The organism is Marinomonas algae (assembly GCF_047525555.1).
Taxonomy (GTDB): Bacteria; Pseudomonadota; Gammaproteobacteria; order Pseudomonadales; family Marinomonadaceae; genus Marinomonas.
Window position 1 is genome coordinate 1 of record NZ_JBLIXK010000014.1, and the last position, 15,875, is coordinate 15,875.

General features: G+C 43.6%; 16 protein-coding genes. 4 read left to right on the forward strand and 12 right to left on the reverse strand.

What is annotated here, in order from left to right; genetic code table 11:
* Positions 1 to 179: 179 nt before the first annotated feature.
* From ispH to murJ, 6 genes are all read right to left on the reverse strand, one after another.
* Positions 180 to 1,130, reverse strand: coding sequence for a 4-hydroxy-3-methylbut-2-enyl diphosphate reductase (gene ispH / locus ACMUMQ_RS14785; protein ID WP_414682721.1), 951 nt, complete (start codon positions 1,128 to 1,130; stop codon positions 180 to 182).
* Positions 1,127 to 1,558, reverse strand: coding sequence for an FKBP-type peptidyl-prolyl cis-trans isomerase (locus ACMUMQ_RS14790; protein WP_317005356.1), 432 nt, complete (start codon positions 1,556 to 1,558; stop codon positions 1,127 to 1,129). Before ACMUMQ_RS14790 ends, ispH begins: the two co-directional genes overlap by 4 nt.
* A complete protein-coding gene (lspA, locus tag ACMUMQ_RS14795) occupies positions 1,555 to 2,043 on the reverse strand; it encodes a signal peptidase II (RefSeq protein ID WP_414682722.1) in 489 nt (162 codons plus the stop codon). The genes ACMUMQ_RS14790 and lspA overlap by 4 nt, the downstream gene beginning before the upstream one ends.
* 15 nt (positions 2,044 to 2,058) lie before the next feature.
* A complete protein-coding gene (ileS, locus tag ACMUMQ_RS14800; protein WP_414682723.1) occupies positions 2,059 to 4,881 on the reverse strand; it encodes an isoleucine--tRNA ligase in 2,823 nt (940 codons plus the stop codon).
* A 27-nt stretch (positions 4,882 to 4,908) separates the two neighbouring features.
* Positions 4,909 to 5,844 carry a bifunctional riboflavin kinase/FAD synthetase gene (gene ribF / locus ACMUMQ_RS14805; protein WP_414682724.1) on the reverse strand — a complete coding sequence of 312 codons (936 nt, stop codon included), beginning with the start codon at positions 5,842 to 5,844 and terminating at the stop codon, positions 4,909 to 4,911.
* A 128-nt stretch (positions 5,845 to 5,972) separates the two neighbouring features.
* Positions 5,973 to 7,541, reverse strand: a complete 1,569-nt coding sequence (murJ, locus tag ACMUMQ_RS14810) for a murein biosynthesis integral membrane protein MurJ (RefSeq protein ID WP_414682725.1) — start codon at positions 7,539 to 7,541, stop codon at positions 5,973 to 5,975.
* A gap of 229 nt (positions 7,542 to 7,770) precedes the next feature.
* Here murJ and rpsT point away from each other — a divergent pair, with 229 nt between their 5' ends.
* Complete coding sequence (rpsT, locus tag ACMUMQ_RS14815; RefSeq protein WP_347985016.1) at positions 7,771 to 8,034, forward strand: 30S ribosomal protein S20; 264 nt, start codon at positions 7,771 to 7,773, stop codon at positions 8,032 to 8,034.
* Positions 8,035 to 8,094: 60 nt separating this feature from the next.
* On the opposite strand, the gene ACMUMQ_RS14820 is transcribed toward rpsT, so the two are convergent.
* The 5 genes from ACMUMQ_RS14820 to rplU form a co-directional block, all read right to left on the reverse strand.
* Complete coding sequence (locus tag ACMUMQ_RS14820; protein WP_347985015.1) at positions 8,095 to 8,457, reverse strand: diacylglycerol kinase; 363 nt, start codon at positions 8,455 to 8,457, stop codon at positions 8,095 to 8,097.
* A 14-nt stretch (positions 8,458 to 8,471) separates the two neighbouring features.
* Positions 8,472 to 9,596, reverse strand: a complete 1,125-nt coding sequence (gene proB, locus ACMUMQ_RS14825) for a glutamate 5-kinase (protein WP_414682726.1) — start codon at positions 9,594 to 9,596, stop codon at positions 8,472 to 8,474.
* 26 nt (positions 9,597 to 9,622) lie between these two features.
* Positions 9,623 to 10,813 carry an Obg family GTPase CgtA gene (cgtA, locus tag ACMUMQ_RS14830; RefSeq protein WP_414682727.1) on the reverse strand — a complete coding sequence of 397 codons (1,191 nt, stop codon included), beginning with the start codon at positions 10,811 to 10,813 and terminating at the stop codon, positions 9,623 to 9,625.
* Positions 10,814 to 10,921: 108 nt separating this feature from the next.
* Complete coding sequence (gene rpmA / locus ACMUMQ_RS14835; protein WP_265730332.1) at positions 10,922 to 11,179, reverse strand: 50S ribosomal protein L27; 258 nt, start codon at positions 11,177 to 11,179, stop codon at positions 10,922 to 10,924.
* A gap of 31 nt (positions 11,180 to 11,210) precedes the next feature.
* Positions 11,211 to 11,519 (reverse strand): 50S ribosomal protein L21, encoded by a 309-nt coding sequence (gene rplU / locus ACMUMQ_RS14840; protein WP_199469959.1) that lies wholly within the window; start codon positions 11,517 to 11,519, stop codon positions 11,211 to 11,213.
* Positions 11,520 to 11,801: 282 nt separating this feature from the next.
* Here rplU and ispB point away from each other — a divergent pair, with 282 nt between their 5' ends.
* On the forward strand, positions 11,802 to 12,782 hold the full coding sequence (gene ispB / locus ACMUMQ_RS14845; protein ID WP_414682728.1) for an octaprenyl diphosphate synthase: 981 nt from the start codon (positions 11,802 to 11,804) through the stop codon (positions 12,780 to 12,782).
* 60 nt (positions 12,783 to 12,842) lie between these two features.
* Here the strand turns inward: ispB and ACMUMQ_RS14850 are convergent, their stop codons facing one another.
* The gene (locus ACMUMQ_RS14850; protein ID WP_414682729.1) at positions 12,843 to 13,739 is read right to left on the reverse strand and encodes an alpha/beta fold hydrolase; all 897 of its coding nucleotides are present in this window, start codon (positions 13,737 to 13,739) and stop codon (positions 12,843 to 12,845) included.
* A 294-nt stretch (positions 13,740 to 14,033) separates the two neighbouring features.
* Here ACMUMQ_RS14850 and fabA point away from each other — a divergent pair, with 294 nt between their 5' ends.
* Both fabA and fabB read left to right on the forward strand, forming a co-directional pair.
* Positions 14,034 to 14,549: a 3-hydroxyacyl-[acyl-carrier-protein] dehydratase FabA gene (gene fabA, locus ACMUMQ_RS14855; protein ID WP_347985010.1), complete on the forward strand. Its 516-nt coding sequence runs from the start codon at positions 14,034 to 14,036 to the stop codon at positions 14,547 to 14,549.
* Positions 14,550 to 14,575: 26 nt separating this feature from the next.
* A complete protein-coding gene (gene fabB, locus ACMUMQ_RS14860; RefSeq protein ID WP_414682730.1) occupies positions 14,576 to 15,790 on the forward strand; it encodes a beta-ketoacyl-ACP synthase I in 1,215 nt (404 codons plus the stop codon).
* Positions 15,791 to 15,875: the final 85 nt, after the last annotated feature.

Consider the following 15,875-nt stretch of genomic DNA (forward strand, 5'->3'; position numbering starts at 1 on the left):
ATTAAGGATCTACAGATTTTGTGCAACCCTTTTCTGACAAAAAAGACGATTAATTTAACAACCAACCCTTTTTGTTCACATAACAAACAAAAACACCCTTTTTAGAGTGTTTTTTGATCAAACAAAAACGAAAAAGCCCTGTTACAGTTAAGTAACAGGGCTTTCTGAACACTTAAAAATTAAACTTCAACGATACGAAGTTCTTTCGGCATAGAAAAAGAAACGTTTTCTTCTCTACCTTGCAATTCTTCAGGCGCATTACCGCCTTCATCAATTAATCGCGATATCACTTCATTAACTAGAACTTCAGGAGCCGATGCGCCCGCGGTGACACCAACACTCGAAACACCATCGAACCAATCGACATTAATTTCACTAGCATTGTCGATCAGAAAAGCTTTAGCTCCCATTCGCTCCGCTAATTCTTTCAATCTATTCGAATTAGAACTATTAACAGAGCCAACAACCAACACAAGCTGAGATGTTTCAGCCAATGTTTTTACTGCATCTTGGCGGTTCTGTGTTGCATAGCAAATATCGTCTTTTTTAGGACCACGGATCTTTGGAAAATGACGGCGCAATGCATCAATAACGACTGAAGTGTCATCCATTGATAAAGTAGTCTGAGTCACAAACGCCAAATGCTCTGGATCTTTGACTTTTAGGTTCGCCACATCTTCAGGTGTTTCAACAAGGTAAATCGCGCCACCTTGTTGATTATCATATTGCCCCATGGTCCCTTCCACTTCTGGATGACCATCATGACCGATCAAAATACATTCCATTCCGTCACGAGAGTAACGCAATACCTCTAAATGCACCTTAGTAACAAGCGGACAAGTTGCATCAAAAACTTTTAGGCCTCGATTAGTCGCTTCGTCACGAACCGATTTTGAAACACCATGCGCACTAAAGATAACAATATGATCGTCTGGCACTTGATCCAGCTCATCAACAAATACTGCTCCGCGTGCTTTTAATGACTCAACAACAAATTTATTGTGGACAACTTCATGGCGCACATAAATCGGCGCTTCAAATAAATCCAAACAACGATTAACGATTTCAATGGCACGATCAACACCAGCACAAAAGCCACGAGGATTCGCAAGCTGAATAGCAAAACTCATGCTGCATCCTCTATTGCGACAATGCGCACTTTAAAAGTAAGCGAACGACCTGCTAATGGATGATTAAAATCCACCACCACTTCTTTGTCGCCTATTTCTGCAATCACACCAGGCAATTCGTTTTTGCTCATATCCGCAAAAGAAACCACCATACCTTCTTCTAAATCCATTGCGAATTGAGAACGAGGCATACGCTGGATATTACTTTCGTTGTGAACGCCAAAGGCTTTTTCTGGAGGCATAACCAATGAGGATTCTTGATCTACTGACATCCCTAAAAGCGCTTCTTCAAATGCAGGCAACAAACTTCCGTCACCAAACACAAAACTTGCAGGCGTTTGAGAGAAGTTAGAATCCACAATAGAACCGTCTTCAAGAGACAATTCAAAATGAAGTGTCACTCGGCTACTCTCTGTAATTACACTCATTTGCCACCTTCTGTTTTCTTAACAAAAAAGCTTTCAAGCAACATCAAAATAACACCAACCGTTATTGCGCTATCTGCCACGTTAAAAGCAGGAAAATACCAAGACTGCTGCCAATGCAGTTGAATAAAATCCACTACATGACCATAAACCAGTCGATCATATAAATTACCAATGGCACCGCCGAGAATAAAACTAAGAGACAACGCCTCCCAACGATTTTCATTCGCAATCTTAATCAACCGCCAACTAATTCCCACCACAACCGCTAAGGCAATCACAGAGAAAAACCAACGCTGCCAGCCACCAGCTTGTGCAAGAAAACTAAAAGCGGCACCCGTGTTGTATCTAAGCGTCAGATCAAAAAATGGCAACAGAGGAATTTCCTGCCCATAAGACAAATACGCCTCAACAGCTTGCTTAGTCGCCCAATCCAATACGAACAAAATAAGAGCCAGCACCCACCAGCGCTGAACTCTTTTAAACATAGTAGAGACTGTCATTTATGCGTACAGGCGTTGCTCACCTTCCCCATCCGGTAAATTAGAGATACAACGATCACAAAGCTCTGGATGAGATTCACGTTTGCCAACCTCTTCACGGTGGTGCCAGCAACGAACACACTTAGCATTTTCGCTCAATGCAACATGTACTTTTAGGCCTTCTAGATCTGTATCTATCGCATCCGCTCCAGCTTCACCTAAAGGCAATACTTTCACATCAGAGGAGATTAAAACGAATCGCAACTCTTCACCCAAAAGGTTTAGTGTTGTCTGCAATGCTTCATCACAATACAAGGTGATTTCAGCACTCAAGCTCGCTTTTATCTTACCTTCTCCACGAACAGCCTCGATCACTTTATTAGTAGCGACTTTCGTTTCAAGAACATGCTTCCAGAATTCACGACCTAATTTTTCTTCACCAGAAAACTCTTCTAAACCTTCATACCAAGTTTCTAAGAAGATTGACTCTCCTCGCTCCCCCGGTAATGTTTGCCAAATTTCATCGGCAGTAAAGCTCAAGATTGGCGCAATCCAACGAGTGAAGGCCTCCATAACATGATACAAAGCAGTCTGCGCTGAGCGACGAGCCAAGCTGTTTTCTTGCGTTGTATATTGACGGTCTTTGATTACGTCAAGGTAGAAACCACCTAAATCAACCGAACAAAAGTTCTGAATTTTCTGGTTAACCGTGTGGAATTGGTATTCGTTATAAGCTGTGTCCAATTCTTTTTGCAACAAGGAAGCACGGTCAAGAATCCAACGATCTAATGCAAGCATGTCACTAGCAGGAACCATGTCTTTTGCTGGATCAAAGCCATTCAAGTTCGCCATCATGAAACGTGCAGTATTACGAATACGGCGATAAGAATCAGCAACGCGCTTAAGAATCTCGTCAGAGACCGTCATCTCAGTTGTGTAATCTGTCGCTGCAACCCATAGACGAATGATGTCAGCACCCAAAGTGTCCATCACTTTTTGAGGAGATAAGACATTCCCCAAAGACTTAGACATTTTGCGGCCATCGCCATCAACAGTGAAACCGTGAGTAAGTACTTGCTTATACGGAGGCACGCCACGAACAGCAATCGATGTTTTCAAAGAAGACTGGAACCAGCCACGATGCTGATCAGAACCTTCCAAATACAAATCTGCTGGGAAGCTTAGCTCTTCACGCTGATCGATAACAGAATAATGTGTTACACCAGAATCAAACCAAACATCGAGCGTATCAGTGACTTTGCTGTATTTATCCGCATCTGCACCTAACAACTCTTCCGCTTCCATTTCGAACCAAGCGTCGATACCTTCTACTTCGATACGCTTCGCTACTTCTTCAATTAAACGAGGCGTTTCGGGGTGAAGCTCTTGCGTTTCTTTGTTGATAAACAAAGCAATCGGCACCCCCCAAGTACGCTGACGAGACACACACCAGTCAGGGCTGTTATTCAACATTCCTTCCATGCGATTTTGCCCCCAGCTTGGCACCCATTTCACACCTTCAACAGCGTGTTTAGCCGCATCCAACAAGCCTTCTTTGGTCATGCTGATAAACCATTGTGGCGTAGCACGGAAGATAAGCGGTGTTTTAGTACGCCAGCAATGTGGATAACTGTGGAAAATCTTCGACTCAAACACCAAAGCATCATTGCGATTAAGTGCTTCTAAAATAGCACCATCCACTTTATAAACGTGCAAACCTGCAAATTCGCCAGCCGCATCAGAATACACACCATTGTCTTGAACAAGGTTGATGGTACCAATGCCATTTTCACGGCCAACGTTAAAGTCATCTACACCATGATCTGGTGCTGTATGAACACAACCTGTACCAGCTTCTGTCGTTACGTGCTCACCAAGAATTACGGGGATATCACGCTCTAAGAATGGATGATCTAGTAAAGTGCCTTTTAACTCAGCACCCACTGTACGACCAACAATACGGAAATCAGACACACTGTAACGCGCCATCAAACCTTCAACCATATCTTCAGCAACGATCAAGCGCTCTTTGCCTAAGCCCATATTCACTTCAACAAGCGCATAGTTAAATTCTGGGTGAACAGAAACCGCTTGGCTTGCTGGTAGAGTCCAAGGTGTTGTCGTCCAGATAACAACAGAAACCTTTCCTTCGCCCTCTACATCAGAAAACTTAGCCAATAACGCCGCTTCATCTTGTGGCGCATAACGCACATCCAATGACAAAGACGTTTTATCTTGGTATTCCACTTCCGCTTCTGCTAAAGCCGAACCACCAACCACACTCCAGTAAACTGGCTTAAAGCCTTTTACCAAATGTCCGTTCTCAGCGATTTTGCCCAAAGCTCGAACGATATTGGCTTCCGTTTGGAAGTTCATAGTTAGGTAAGGATTTTCCCAATCGCCCATTACACCAAGGCGGATAAAATCTTTTTTCTGTTCTTCAATTTGCGTGTAAGCGTATTCACGACATTTCGCGCGAAACTCTTTGTAGGAAACTTTAACACCAGCTTTACCGATAAGTTGCTCAACCTTGTGTTCAATCGGCAAACCATGGCAATCCCAACCAGGAATATAAGGCGCATCAAAGCCACTAATGGTTTTAGATTTAACAATAATATCTTTGAGGATTTTGTTAACCGCATGACCAATGTGAATACTGCCATTTGCGTACGGAGGGCCATCATGAAGAATAAAAGATTTACGGCCTTTACTTACATCACGTACTTTTTTATACAGATCCATATCCTGCCAACGTTTTAACATTGCAGGCTCACGTTTTGCCAAATCTCCACGCATTGGGAAACTAGTATCTGGCAAATTCAGTGTCGGTTTATAATCACTCATGGTTTATCAACTTATCCTCAAAGATCATCAGTTCACTGATTGGACAAAGAAACGTAACGCCTCTTCTTTATCACATTGAATTTGTTTTTCCAGCGCTTCTAAGCTGGCCATTTTTCGTTCCGACCTAATAAACTGACAAAAAGTCACTTGCACATACTTATCGTACAAGTCGCCATTAAAATCGAATAGGTGTACTTCTAATATTGGCGTTTTACCCTGAACAGTCGGTCGAACACCGATATTCGCCACGCCATTATGCAACATACCGTCAACGTCTAGCGTCACAGCATACACACCAGATAACGCAGATTTAATTCCTTTTAGATGAACATTCGCTGTTGGAAAACCAAGCTTTCGCCCTAATTGTTGGCCATGTATTACTCGGCCATTCAAGGAAACAGAATGTCCCATATTTTCTTGTGCTGCAGAAATGTCACCATTTTCAAGCGCACCTCTGACCAAGGTACTGCTAACACGCTCACCTAATGCATTTAAAACAGAAGGTGTATTTTCAACATCAAAACCATTCTGACTGCCAAATTCTTGCAGGTAATCAAAGTCACCCTGACGATCACAACCAAATCGAAAGTCGTCACCAACCACCAAATGCTTCACTGTCAAACCGTCCAACAAAATTTGCTGGCAAAACGCCTGAGCATTTAGCTGCTGTAATTTCGGGTTGAAAGGCATACAAAGAACATAATCAATGCCTTGGCCTTCCAATAACTTTACTTTATCTCGCAAGCGACCAATGCGGCCAGGAGCAACTTCAGGTGCAAAAAACTCTCTTGGCTGAGGCTCAAAAATCATGATCCCCGCCGGCGCATCATATTGTTTCGCCAGAGATTTAACTCTCGCCAAAATAGCACTGTGCCCCAAATGCACACCGTCAAAGTTCCCAATCGTCAGCACACATTCTTTATGCTTTGAACGGATATTATGAATACCGCGAATTAACTCCATAGAACCCCGTACAAAACAATTAAACCCAGCATCAGAAAAAATAACCGCGATTATATAGCAGTTAACAAGATGAAGGTAGGCCAGAACTTGCACAAGCCGTGCAAACCGACTTCATAAATCAAAAGTTACTAATGTTTCAAAATAGATAGACGTAACCCCGCCGCCACGGCAACCAAGCCGTAAACCGAAACACCACTAACAACAATCAACAAGATATAGCCAACTCGATGCACATCACTCATCTGTGTCCACAACCAACCTTGTTGAAGATAAAAGAACAAACAGCCCCCTAACGCCAAGGTTGCACAAACCAATATTCGCAACAGCTTACGCCATTCACTGGAAAACACATGATGACCTTGCTTATGCAAACCGCGCCAAAGTAGGAACGCGTTTAACCCCGCAGACAAACTTGTCGCCAATGCCAAGCCCACATGCCCAAGCGGCCAAACAAGAATCAAATTCAAAACCATATTCGACACCATTGCGATGATACCAATGCGGACAGGTGTTTTTGTGTCTTGTCGAGAGTAATAGCCAGGCGCCAAAACCTTAATGAGCATCATAAACACCAACCCCAAAGAATAGGCCTGTAAACTCTGCGCAGCTTTCTCCACATCAAGCACGGTTAATTCACCACGATAGAAAATGGTTGCAATCAAAGGCTCAGCCAACATAAACAAAGCCAGAGCAGATGGAATCGCAATAAGCAGCAAAAGACGCAAAGCCCAATCCAATGTTTTAGAAAAGCCACCAGATTCACCACTAGCAAAGCTACGGGACAAAGAAGGCAAAATAACTGTACTGATCGCAATCGCAAAAATTCCCAAAGGCAGTTCGTATAAACGATCAGATAAATACAACCAAGTGATGCTGCCTGTTTGCAAGAAGGAAGCTAAAACAGTGTCTAACAACAAATTGATCTGACTAACAGACACACCAAACAAAGCAGGCCCCATTAAAAGAAGGATCCGCTTTACACCTGCGTGTCGAAAACCGAATCTTGGCATTGGCAACAAACGCAGTCTTGCCAAAAAGGGCACTTGAAACATCAACTGTATCAAGCCCGCAAAGAACACCCCCCAAGCAACCGCCACTTCAGCTTGAGCCGCTGAGCGGGCAAAAAATACAGTAGCAACAATTAAAGAGATGTTCAGAAAAATAGGCGTGATCGCAGGAACCGCATACTCACCATGCGCATTCAAGATTCCACCTGCCAAAGCCGTCAAAGAAATAAACAACAAATAAGGGAAAGTAATCACCAACAAATCGGCAGTTAATGCGGATTGACCAGCATCCCCAGCAAAACCTGGCGCAAACACATAGACAACCCAAGGCGCACACAACATAAATACAGCAGTGACGCACAATAAAACTAAAGACAACGAACCTGTGACAGCGGCAACTAACGCACGAACCTCTTCCTTGCCTTCGTTTATGCGATAATCACTTAAGACAGGAACAAATGCCTGCGCAAAAGCACCTTCAGCAAACAAACGTCGAAAAAAGTTAGGAATTTTAAAAGCCACATAAAATGCATCCGCACTGCCACTTGCCCCCAAAACATAAGCCAATGCCGCATCCCTCACCAAGCCTAAAATACGGGAAAGAAAGGTACAGATGGAAACCAAAATACCAGAACGTAACAAAGACAAAGACTTACGTCCCTTATCGGGCGTGGGATTTATTTCAGACATACAATTTGACAGCACACACAAAGGATAGATAACACAAAGAATACCACCTGCCGACACAAGAGCGCAGCCAAATATCGCAACTCATTTGACTATTTTTGCATTATAGGGTTGTGGCAGCGCAAAAAACTGGTAAAATCCGCCGCGAGATTTTAAAGTTAAAACTTGACATTAATTTCACGACTCAGCAAATTGCTGTGTCGTTTCATGTATTAAACAAAGGAGCCAGACCGTGGCAAATTCCGCAGGTTCAAAAAAACGTGCGCGCCAGGCAATCAAAAGCCGCGCTCACAATGGTAGCATTCGCTCTATGGTTCGTACTTACTTGAAAAAAGTAGATGCAGCTATTGAAACAGGCAACCAAACTGAAGCACAAGCAGCTTACGTTCTAGCGACTTCTCAGCTAGATAAAGCCGCTAACAAAGGCCTATACCATAAAAACAAAGCAGCTCGTCATAAGAGTCGCTTGAGTGCTAAAATCAAAGCACTGGCCTAATACCTATAAAAAAACCGGCAGCTGCCGGTTTTTTTATATCTTCAAAACAGTCATTAGTGGCTAACCAAGCAAAATCACCAACCACACAATACCCGCCAAAATTAAAGCCAGCATTACCGCAGCAGAACCCAAATCCTTCGCTCGACCAGAAAGCTCATGATGCTCATGACTAATTCTATCAACGATAGCTTCAACACTAGAATTCAGCGTCTCGACAATTAGCACCAAGCCAACAGAGAGAATCAGAACCGCTCGCTCCAAGCCACTGTCGCCAAGCCAAATAGCAAAAGGCAGTGCAAACAAGAACAAACAAACTTCTTGCCGAAAAGCTGCTTCGTGTTTCCACTGAGCTCGCAACCCTTGCGACGAGTACTTCATAGCACCGAAAACTCGGTCAAAACCCACTTTCCCAGGCTTAGCCATGACAACCTCTTCTTTTAAATAATGACCAAATCATCTCGATGAATAAGTTCAGGCTCACCTTTATAGCCCAAAATATCACCGATACTAGAGGACGGTTTACCCAAGAGCTTCAACGTCTCGGCCACACTATAATTGACCAAGCCACGCGCAACAAGACCACCGCGCTCATCAACACAGATAACCATGTCTCCGCGAGAAAAAGAGCCTTCAGCATCCTTAACACCAACAGCCAACAAGCTTGTTCCTTCCTGACGAAGCGCCTTTACAGCACCCGCATCCAATACCAAAGAACCTCGGCTCTTAAGATGACCTGCAAGCCACAACTTACGTGCCGCTTGAGGACAATAATCCGGTTCAAGCCAAGTACCTAAAGCCTCACCAGAAACCACTTTAAGAAGAATACTTTCTTCGCGACCAGAAGCAATTAAGGTGTCAGCTCCAGAACGAGCCGCCAAACGAGCCGCTCGAATTTTCGTCAGCATGCCGCCGCTACCTAAAACACCAGCACCACCACTTGCCATCGACTCCAAACGCTCATCCGACGCCAGAACATGAGAGATCAATTCTGCGTCTTCATAGTCACGCGGGTTTTTATCAAACAATCCCTGCTGATCCGTCAAGATAACCAGCAAATCCGCTTCTACTAAGTTTGCTACTAAAGCACCAAGCGTGTCGTTGTCTCCGAATCGAATTTCATCGGTTACAACCGTGTCATTCTCATTAATAATAGGTACAACACCAAGCCCAAGCAGTGTTCTCAACGAAGATCGTGCATTTAAATAGCGTCGACGATTCGACAAATCATCGTGAGTCAGTAGAATTTGCGCCGTACACAAATCATGCTTTTCAAAAAAGGATTCATATACACCCACCAACTCCATTTGACCGACTGCAGCCGCAGCCTGCAATTCGTTAATTTGAGTGGGTCGAGAAGAAAAGCCTAAACGCTTCATACCTGCAGCAATTGATCCAGAGGAAACTAAAACCACCTCTTTCCCTTGCTCACGTAATTGGGCAATTTGCGCCACCCAAAGACCAATTCGAGCAACATCCAATCCCTGTCCATCATTCGTCAACAGTGCACTGCCAATTTTGACAACAATACGCTGCGCCTTTGCAATCTTCTCTCGCATTATCATGACTCTACTTCTACCCACCAATCAAACTAGCTAACGTATTCCACTTCAACATCGTAATCATCATCGTCAAAATCGTCGTCATCCAAAGCTTGGCCAGCTTTGCGACGCTTCTCACGCAATGACATGATACGATTTCGACCTTCTTCATCGATCAGAGCTCGAACTGCTTTCTCTTTCTCGCGGGCTTCTTCACTTTCTGCCAGCAATTCTCTTTGCTCTTCCAATGCGGTCATCAGATCCAAACATAAGATCTCTGTGCCTTCGCCAGAAATAGCAGAAATTCGATACGCCTTACCTTCCCAGCCAAGTGCATCAATAACACTCTGACAACGCTCTTCAAGCTCTTCTTCTGGAACCATATCGACTTTGTTCAGAACCAACCAACGATCACGTTCAGCAAGTGCAGGACTAAATTGATGCAACTCATTTACTGCAATCACAGCCGCTTCAGCAGGCGTAATTTCATCCCACGGAGCCAAGTCAACGATGTGCAATAAGATACGATTACGAACCAAGTGTTTCAGGAATCGAATACCAAGCCCAGCACCTTCAGATGCACCTTCAATAATCCCTGGAATATCAGCAACAACAAAGCTTTGATGCTTTTTAACCTTAACCACACCCAGATTTGGAACAAGCGTTGTAAAAGGATAATCCGCCACTTTTGGCTTAGCAGAAGAAACCGCTCGGATGAAAGTAGATTTACCAGCATTAGGTAGACCCAACAAACCAACATCAGCCAAAACCTTCATTTCTAACTTAAGAGTACGCTCTTCACCAACCGTACCTTTTGTTGTCTGTCTTGGCGCACGGTTAGTACTCGACTTAAATCGAGTATTACCCAAACCATGATGACCACCTTGAGCCACTTTTAACTTTTGACCATCTCGAACAAGATCCCCTAGAGTCTCTCCGGTATCTTCGTCGATCACCGTCGTTCCAATAGGCACCTTAATTTCAAGGTCAGCTCCTTTTGAGCCAGTCATATCACGGCCTTGACCGTTTTCACCACTATCGGCAATGTACTTTTTGGTAAAACGGAAGTCGATCAAGGTGTTAAGAGCATCATCAGCAACCAAGACTACGCTGCCGCCATTTCCGCCATCACCACCATCAGGACCACCTTTCGCTACGAACTTTTCGCGCCAAAAGCTTAAACAACCATTACCGCCCTTACCTGCTCTTACATAGATACTGGCTTCATCAACAAATTTCACAGATACACCTCTTCGGTGGATTATCAGAATCAACAGACACTGATTATAGAATTCTTCCAAAAAAAAAGCCCCGCGTCGCGGAGCTTTTTTTAAGTTTTTAGTAAGCGATTAAGCAGCAACGACAGAAACTGTACGACGCTTCAACTTACCTTTCACTTCAAACTTCACTTGGCCTTCAACAACAGCGAACAAAGTATGATCTTTACCAATTTGAACACCTGCACCAGGGTGGAACTGAGTACCACGCTGACGAACAAGAATGTTACCTGGGATCACAACTTGACCACCAAAACGTTTGACACCTAATCGTTTCGACTCGGAATCGCGACCGTTACGAGTACTACCACCCGCCTTTTTATGAGCCATGACTTACTCCTTAAATTTGAATAGTTAGCGCTTAGTTAATGCCAGTTATTTTCACTTCTGTGAACCACTGACGGTGACCCATACGCTTCATAGAGTGCTTACGACGACGGAATTTCAAAATTTTCACTTTGTCTCCGCGACCATGTGCAACAACTTCCGCTGTTACTTTAGCGCCTTCTACAATTGGTGCGCCAACTTTAACGTCGTCGCCATTGCTTACAAGAAGAACGTCGTCGAACTGAATCGCGCCACCTTCTTCAACAGCTAATTTCTCAACCTTAAGGGTTTGGCCTTCTTCTACACGGTATTGCTTACCGCCAGTTTTGATCACTGCAAACATGTTCTTCTCCAATAAGATTTACCCGGCTACTGAAATTGAATTTGACCTACTTCTAGTGGCAATATTTTTCTGACCGAATCGGACAAAAATCACTAACCATATGATAGGGAGCAAAATGTGGGTAAATCGGACGCGAGATTGTACAAAATCAAACCAGCCAATACAAGTAAAAAGCAAGGTCTTTAGAGATTTTTAATAATTTGGGTTGACCCTGACACAAGCCTTACCTAGCATGATGCAAACTTGCTGATCAGCTCGAGATAATTTAGCTTCGGAAATTGCATGCAACCTACACAAATACATGATGTTGTGGCCAATGAATTTGGCCAAGTAAATGAATATATAGTGTCGCAACTGAGTAGTGACATCCCTCTTATCGAGCAAATCGGTTACTACATCATTAGTAATGGAGGCAAAAGACTCCGACCTTTATTGGTTTTACTTGCCGCCAAAGCAAGCGAAGAGCTGAATAGCGAAAAACAACACCAAGCTATACAAATGGCGACCATCATCGAATTTATCCACACATCAACATTGTTACACGATGATGTTGTTGATGAATCAGATATGCGCCGTGGTAAAAAAACTGCTAACGAAGAATGGGGAAATGCCCCTAGCGTTCTCGTTGGTGACTTCCTGTATTCTCGCGCCTTCCAGATTATGGTTGATGTTGGCAGCATGCAATGCATGAAAGTATTAGCAGAAACCACAAACGTTATTGCCGAAGGCGAAGTACAACAACTCATTAACTGTGGCGACCCAGACACAACGGAAGAAAGCTACTTAAAAGTAATTCAGTACAAAACGGCAAAGCTTTTTGAAGGTGCAGCACTTTGTGGTGCCATCATTGCCAATACAAATAGCGAAACACAAGAAGCACTCAGACAATACGGCATGTATGTCGGCACAGCCTTTCAGCTCATCGATGATGTTATGGACTACACAAGTACAGCAGAAGAAATGGGCAAGAGTGTGGGAGACGATCTGGCCGAAGGCAAACCTACTCTACCTCTTATCTACACCATGAAGCATGGCAGTACAGAAGCAGCTGGCAGAGTTAAGAACGCTATCCTTACTGGCGGTTTAGAGCAACTAGACACTATCATTAAAGATGTTCAAGCTTGCGGCGCTATTGAATACACTGAGAAAAAAGCTCAGCAGCAAGCAGACATGGCTATTAGTGTCATCAACAAGCTACCAGAGTCAGCATACAAAACAGCACTCATTTCCTTAGCTCACGCATCTGTTAAAAGACGCAACTAGAATTCACAAGAGGAACATAGGAACATTTGAGAAGAGCAGATAAGGCTTCCGCTCTTCTTCCTATTTCTCCTCTTTCAGCAAATCCATTACCGCCTCTGCCGACAAACTAGAGTGTTGCTGCATAAAGCAATGCCCGCCATCGACTTCCACAACCGTGATATTAGGGTTCAACTTGGCAGCCAAACGATAAGCTTCCTTGAAATAATCAAACGTCTCTTTACCTTGCACTATGTAGGTAGGCACGGAGATATTCTTTATAGCGCGCCACAAACCTTGTGGATAACTTGAAAAAATTGCCGCCTCCATCCAAGTAGGACAACCTAGTTGATAATGTCCATTTTCATCGCATTTAATTGACGAAGAAATATAATCATCCAAACACTCGTCTTCCCAACCTTTAAAGGTACCTCTTTCAAAGAAGTTTCCTCTAACTTGAGCATAACTTTCCCACTGAGTACGACGGCGCTTTGCTTGCCTCGCCAATGGCACTCGACTCTTCAGTCCTGCCAACTTAACACCACGCATCATCCAGATTAATCGAGGCGGAAAAATAGCCGGATCCAAAAGTACCATGCGATCAAAAGTAGATGGTTTTTGATCGTTCATCAGTACCGTCACACAGCCGCCAAAGCTATGCCCCATACCAATCAAACCGGTATCCGGCAATGCAGACTTCTGCTGTTTCAACGAATCAATGAAGCGTGTCGCCGTTTTATTCCAACCAACAAAACGCTTACCCGCTGTTGATCCACCATGTCCAGCCGCGTCTTGTAAAATTAAATTATACGCTCCCAGTTTTCCCAAAAAGCAAGAATAGGTTTTGACAGAAAACCCATTACCGTGAAGGAAATGAATACTTGGCTCAGTGTCGTTTTTACGGTTCAAGTAGCCTTGAATAGAGCCATCTTCTAATGAGCTATTCCAAGTCACGAAATCTATTTTTTCTTTACTCGCCATACAAAATCTCAAACATCAGACATTACCGAAACAAATATCTTAAAAAGAAAATACTGGCCAAATAGTAATATCAAACAGCCAAAAAATCGCCCAAAAGCAACATACTTTCGGCAAAACATGAAAAACAAAAGTAAAATGATCATTTTTCATGCAGGTAATTTGGTTTTTTTACATTCAAACATTCATATTGAGGCTTCGAACCGATATAATCAGCTAGATTTTATACTGCAAACTGGACCACACAAATCCACCTGACTACTTTTAAGTCATTCTGGATGTGGATATAGGAATACAATGACTACTGCTTCATCTTTTGAAAAAGACGAACTATTAAAATGCGGCTACGGCGAAATGTTTGGTGAAGGTAATGCCCGACTTCCTGTTGGCAATATGCTTATGATGGATCGTATTACTCACATTTCTGCCGAAGGCGGAGAATATGGCAAAGGCGAAATCATCGCTGAGCTAGATATCAACCCTGACCTTTGGTTTTTTGAATGCCACTTCCCAGGTGACCCAGTTATGCCTGGTTGTCTTGGCTTAGATGCAATGTGGCAACTAGTTGGTTTTTTCCTTGGCTGGAAAGGTAACAAAGGGCGCGGACGTGCTTTGGGTTCCGGCGAAGTGAAATTCACAGGTCAAATTCTACCAACAGCGAAAAAAGTTACTTTCAACATTCAACTTAAGCGCGTTATTGAGCGTAAGTTGGTAATGGGTATCGCAGATGGTAGCGTTAAAGTTGACGGACGTGAGATTTACACAGCAAAAGACTTGCGTGTAGGTTTGTTCACATCAACAGACAACTTCTAAAGATTAAGAATGAAAGAGGCACACTTATGCGTCGTGTAGTAGTAACAGGTCTTGGCGTTGTTAGCTGCCTAGGCAATGACAAAAGCAGCGTTCTAAACTCCTTGCGCGAAGGGCAATCAGGTATTCGTTTCGTCGAAGACTATAAAGAATATGGCTTCCGTAGCCATGTTGCTGGCCGAGTTGACTTAGATGACAGTGAAATTGACCGTAAAGTACGTCGTTTCATGGGCCCAGCAGCAACTTATGCTTATGTATCTATGCAACAAGCTATCACTGATGCAGGCTTAACAGAAGAGCAAGTTTCCAATGTTCGCACTGGTTTGGTTGCAGGTTCTGGCGGTGCATCCGCTGATAACCTAGTGCAATCAGCAGACACACTACGCGAAAAAGGCGTTAAACGTGTTGGTCCATACCGTGTTACCCAAACAATGGGAAGTACTGTATCTGCTTGTCTAGCAACACCATTCAAAATCAAAGGTGTGAACTACTCAATCACATCGGCTTGCTCAACCAGTGCACACTGTATTGGTAACGCTATGGAATTAATCCAACTTGGCAAGCAAGACATTGTTTTCGCTGGCGGCGGCGAAGAAGAAAGCTGGGCTCAAACCTGTATGTTTGATGCAATGGGCGCACTATCTTCTAAATACAATGAAACACCAGAAAAAGCGTCTCGCGCATACGATGCAAACCGTGATGGTTTTGTTATCGCTGGCGGTGGCGGTATGTTGGTTATCGAAGAGCTAGAACACGCTAAAGCTCGTGGCGCAAAAATCTATGCAGAACTTGTAGGTTACGGTGCAACATCCGATGGCTACGACATGGTTGCTCCTTCTGGTGAAGGCGCGGTTCGTTGTATGCAAATGGCAATGAGCACTATTGATGGCGACATTGATTACATCAACACTCATGGCACAAGTACTCCTGCTGGTGACATGAAAGAGCTTCAAGCTGTTAATGAAACATTTGGCGACAAGATTCCATTAATTAGCTCAACAAAATCTTTGTCTGGTCACTCTCTGGGTGCTGCAGGTGTACACGAAGCAATTTACTGCTTGCTAATGATGGAAAACAACTTCATCGCAGCATCAGCAAACGTAGATGACCTTGATCCTGCTGCGGGCAACATTCCTGTAGTAACGACTCGTAAAGACAATGCTGATCTTAAATACATCATGTCTAACAGCTTTGGATTTGGCGGTACAAACGCCAGCTTAGTATTTAAAAAATACGAGGCTTAATCCTCTAGCGAGAATCTAGTCACAAAAAAGCCGCATTTCAAATGCGGCTTTTTATTGCTTAAAATAAGTAAGCGTTTGATTAGTC

Excerpts from the sequence above, each read along its gene's own strand:
- ispH (WP_414682721.1), bottom strand. The coding sequence starts at position 1,130 with ATGAGTTTTGCTATTCAGCTTGCGAATCCTCGTGGCTTTTGTGCTGGT.
- ACMUMQ_RS14790 (WP_317005356.1), bottom strand. The coding sequence starts at position 1,558 with ATGAGTGTAATTACAGAGAGTAGCCGAGTGACACTTCATTTTGAATTG.
- lspA (WP_414682722.1), bottom strand. The coding sequence starts at position 2,043 with ATGTTTAAAAGAGTTCAGCGCTGGTGGGTGCTGGCTCTTATTTTGTTC.
- ileS (WP_414682723.1), bottom strand. The coding sequence starts at position 4,881 with ATGAGTGATTATAAACCGACACTGAATTTGCCAGATACTAGTTTCCCA.
- ribF (WP_414682724.1), bottom strand. The coding sequence starts at position 5,844 with ATGGAGTTAATTCGCGGTATTCATAATATCCGTTCAAAGCATAAAGAA.
- murJ (WP_414682725.1), bottom strand. The coding sequence starts at position 7,541 with ATGTCTGAAATAAATCCCACGCCCGATAAGGGACGTAAGTCTTTGTCT.
- ACMUMQ_RS14820 (WP_347985015.1), bottom strand. The coding sequence starts at position 8,457 with ATGGCTAAGCCTGGGAAAGTGGGTTTTGACCGAGTTTTCGGTGCTATG.
- proB (WP_414682726.1), bottom strand. The coding sequence starts at position 9,596 with ATGATAATGCGAGAGAAGATTGCAAAGGCGCAGCGTATTGTTGTCAAA.
- rpmA (WP_265730332.1), bottom strand. The coding sequence starts at position 11,179 with ATGGCTCATAAAAAGGCGGGTGGTAGTACTCGTAACGGTCGCGATTCC.
- rplU (WP_199469959.1), bottom strand. The coding sequence starts at position 11,519 with ATGTTTGCAGTGATCAAAACTGGCGGTAAGCAATACCGTGTAGAAGAA.
- ispB (WP_414682728.1), top strand. The coding sequence starts at position 11,802 with ATGCAACCTACACAAATACATGATGTTGTGGCCAATGAATTTGGCCAA.
- ACMUMQ_RS14850 (WP_414682729.1), bottom strand. The coding sequence starts at position 13,739 with ATGGCGAGTAAAGAAAAAATAGATTTCGTGACTTGGAATAGCTCATTA.
- fabA (WP_347985010.1), top strand. The coding sequence starts at position 14,034 with ATGACTACTGCTTCATCTTTTGAAAAAGACGAACTATTAAAATGCGGC.
- fabB (WP_414682730.1), top strand. The coding sequence starts at position 14,576 with ATGCGTCGTGTAGTAGTAACAGGTCTTGGCGTTGTTAGCTGCCTAGGC.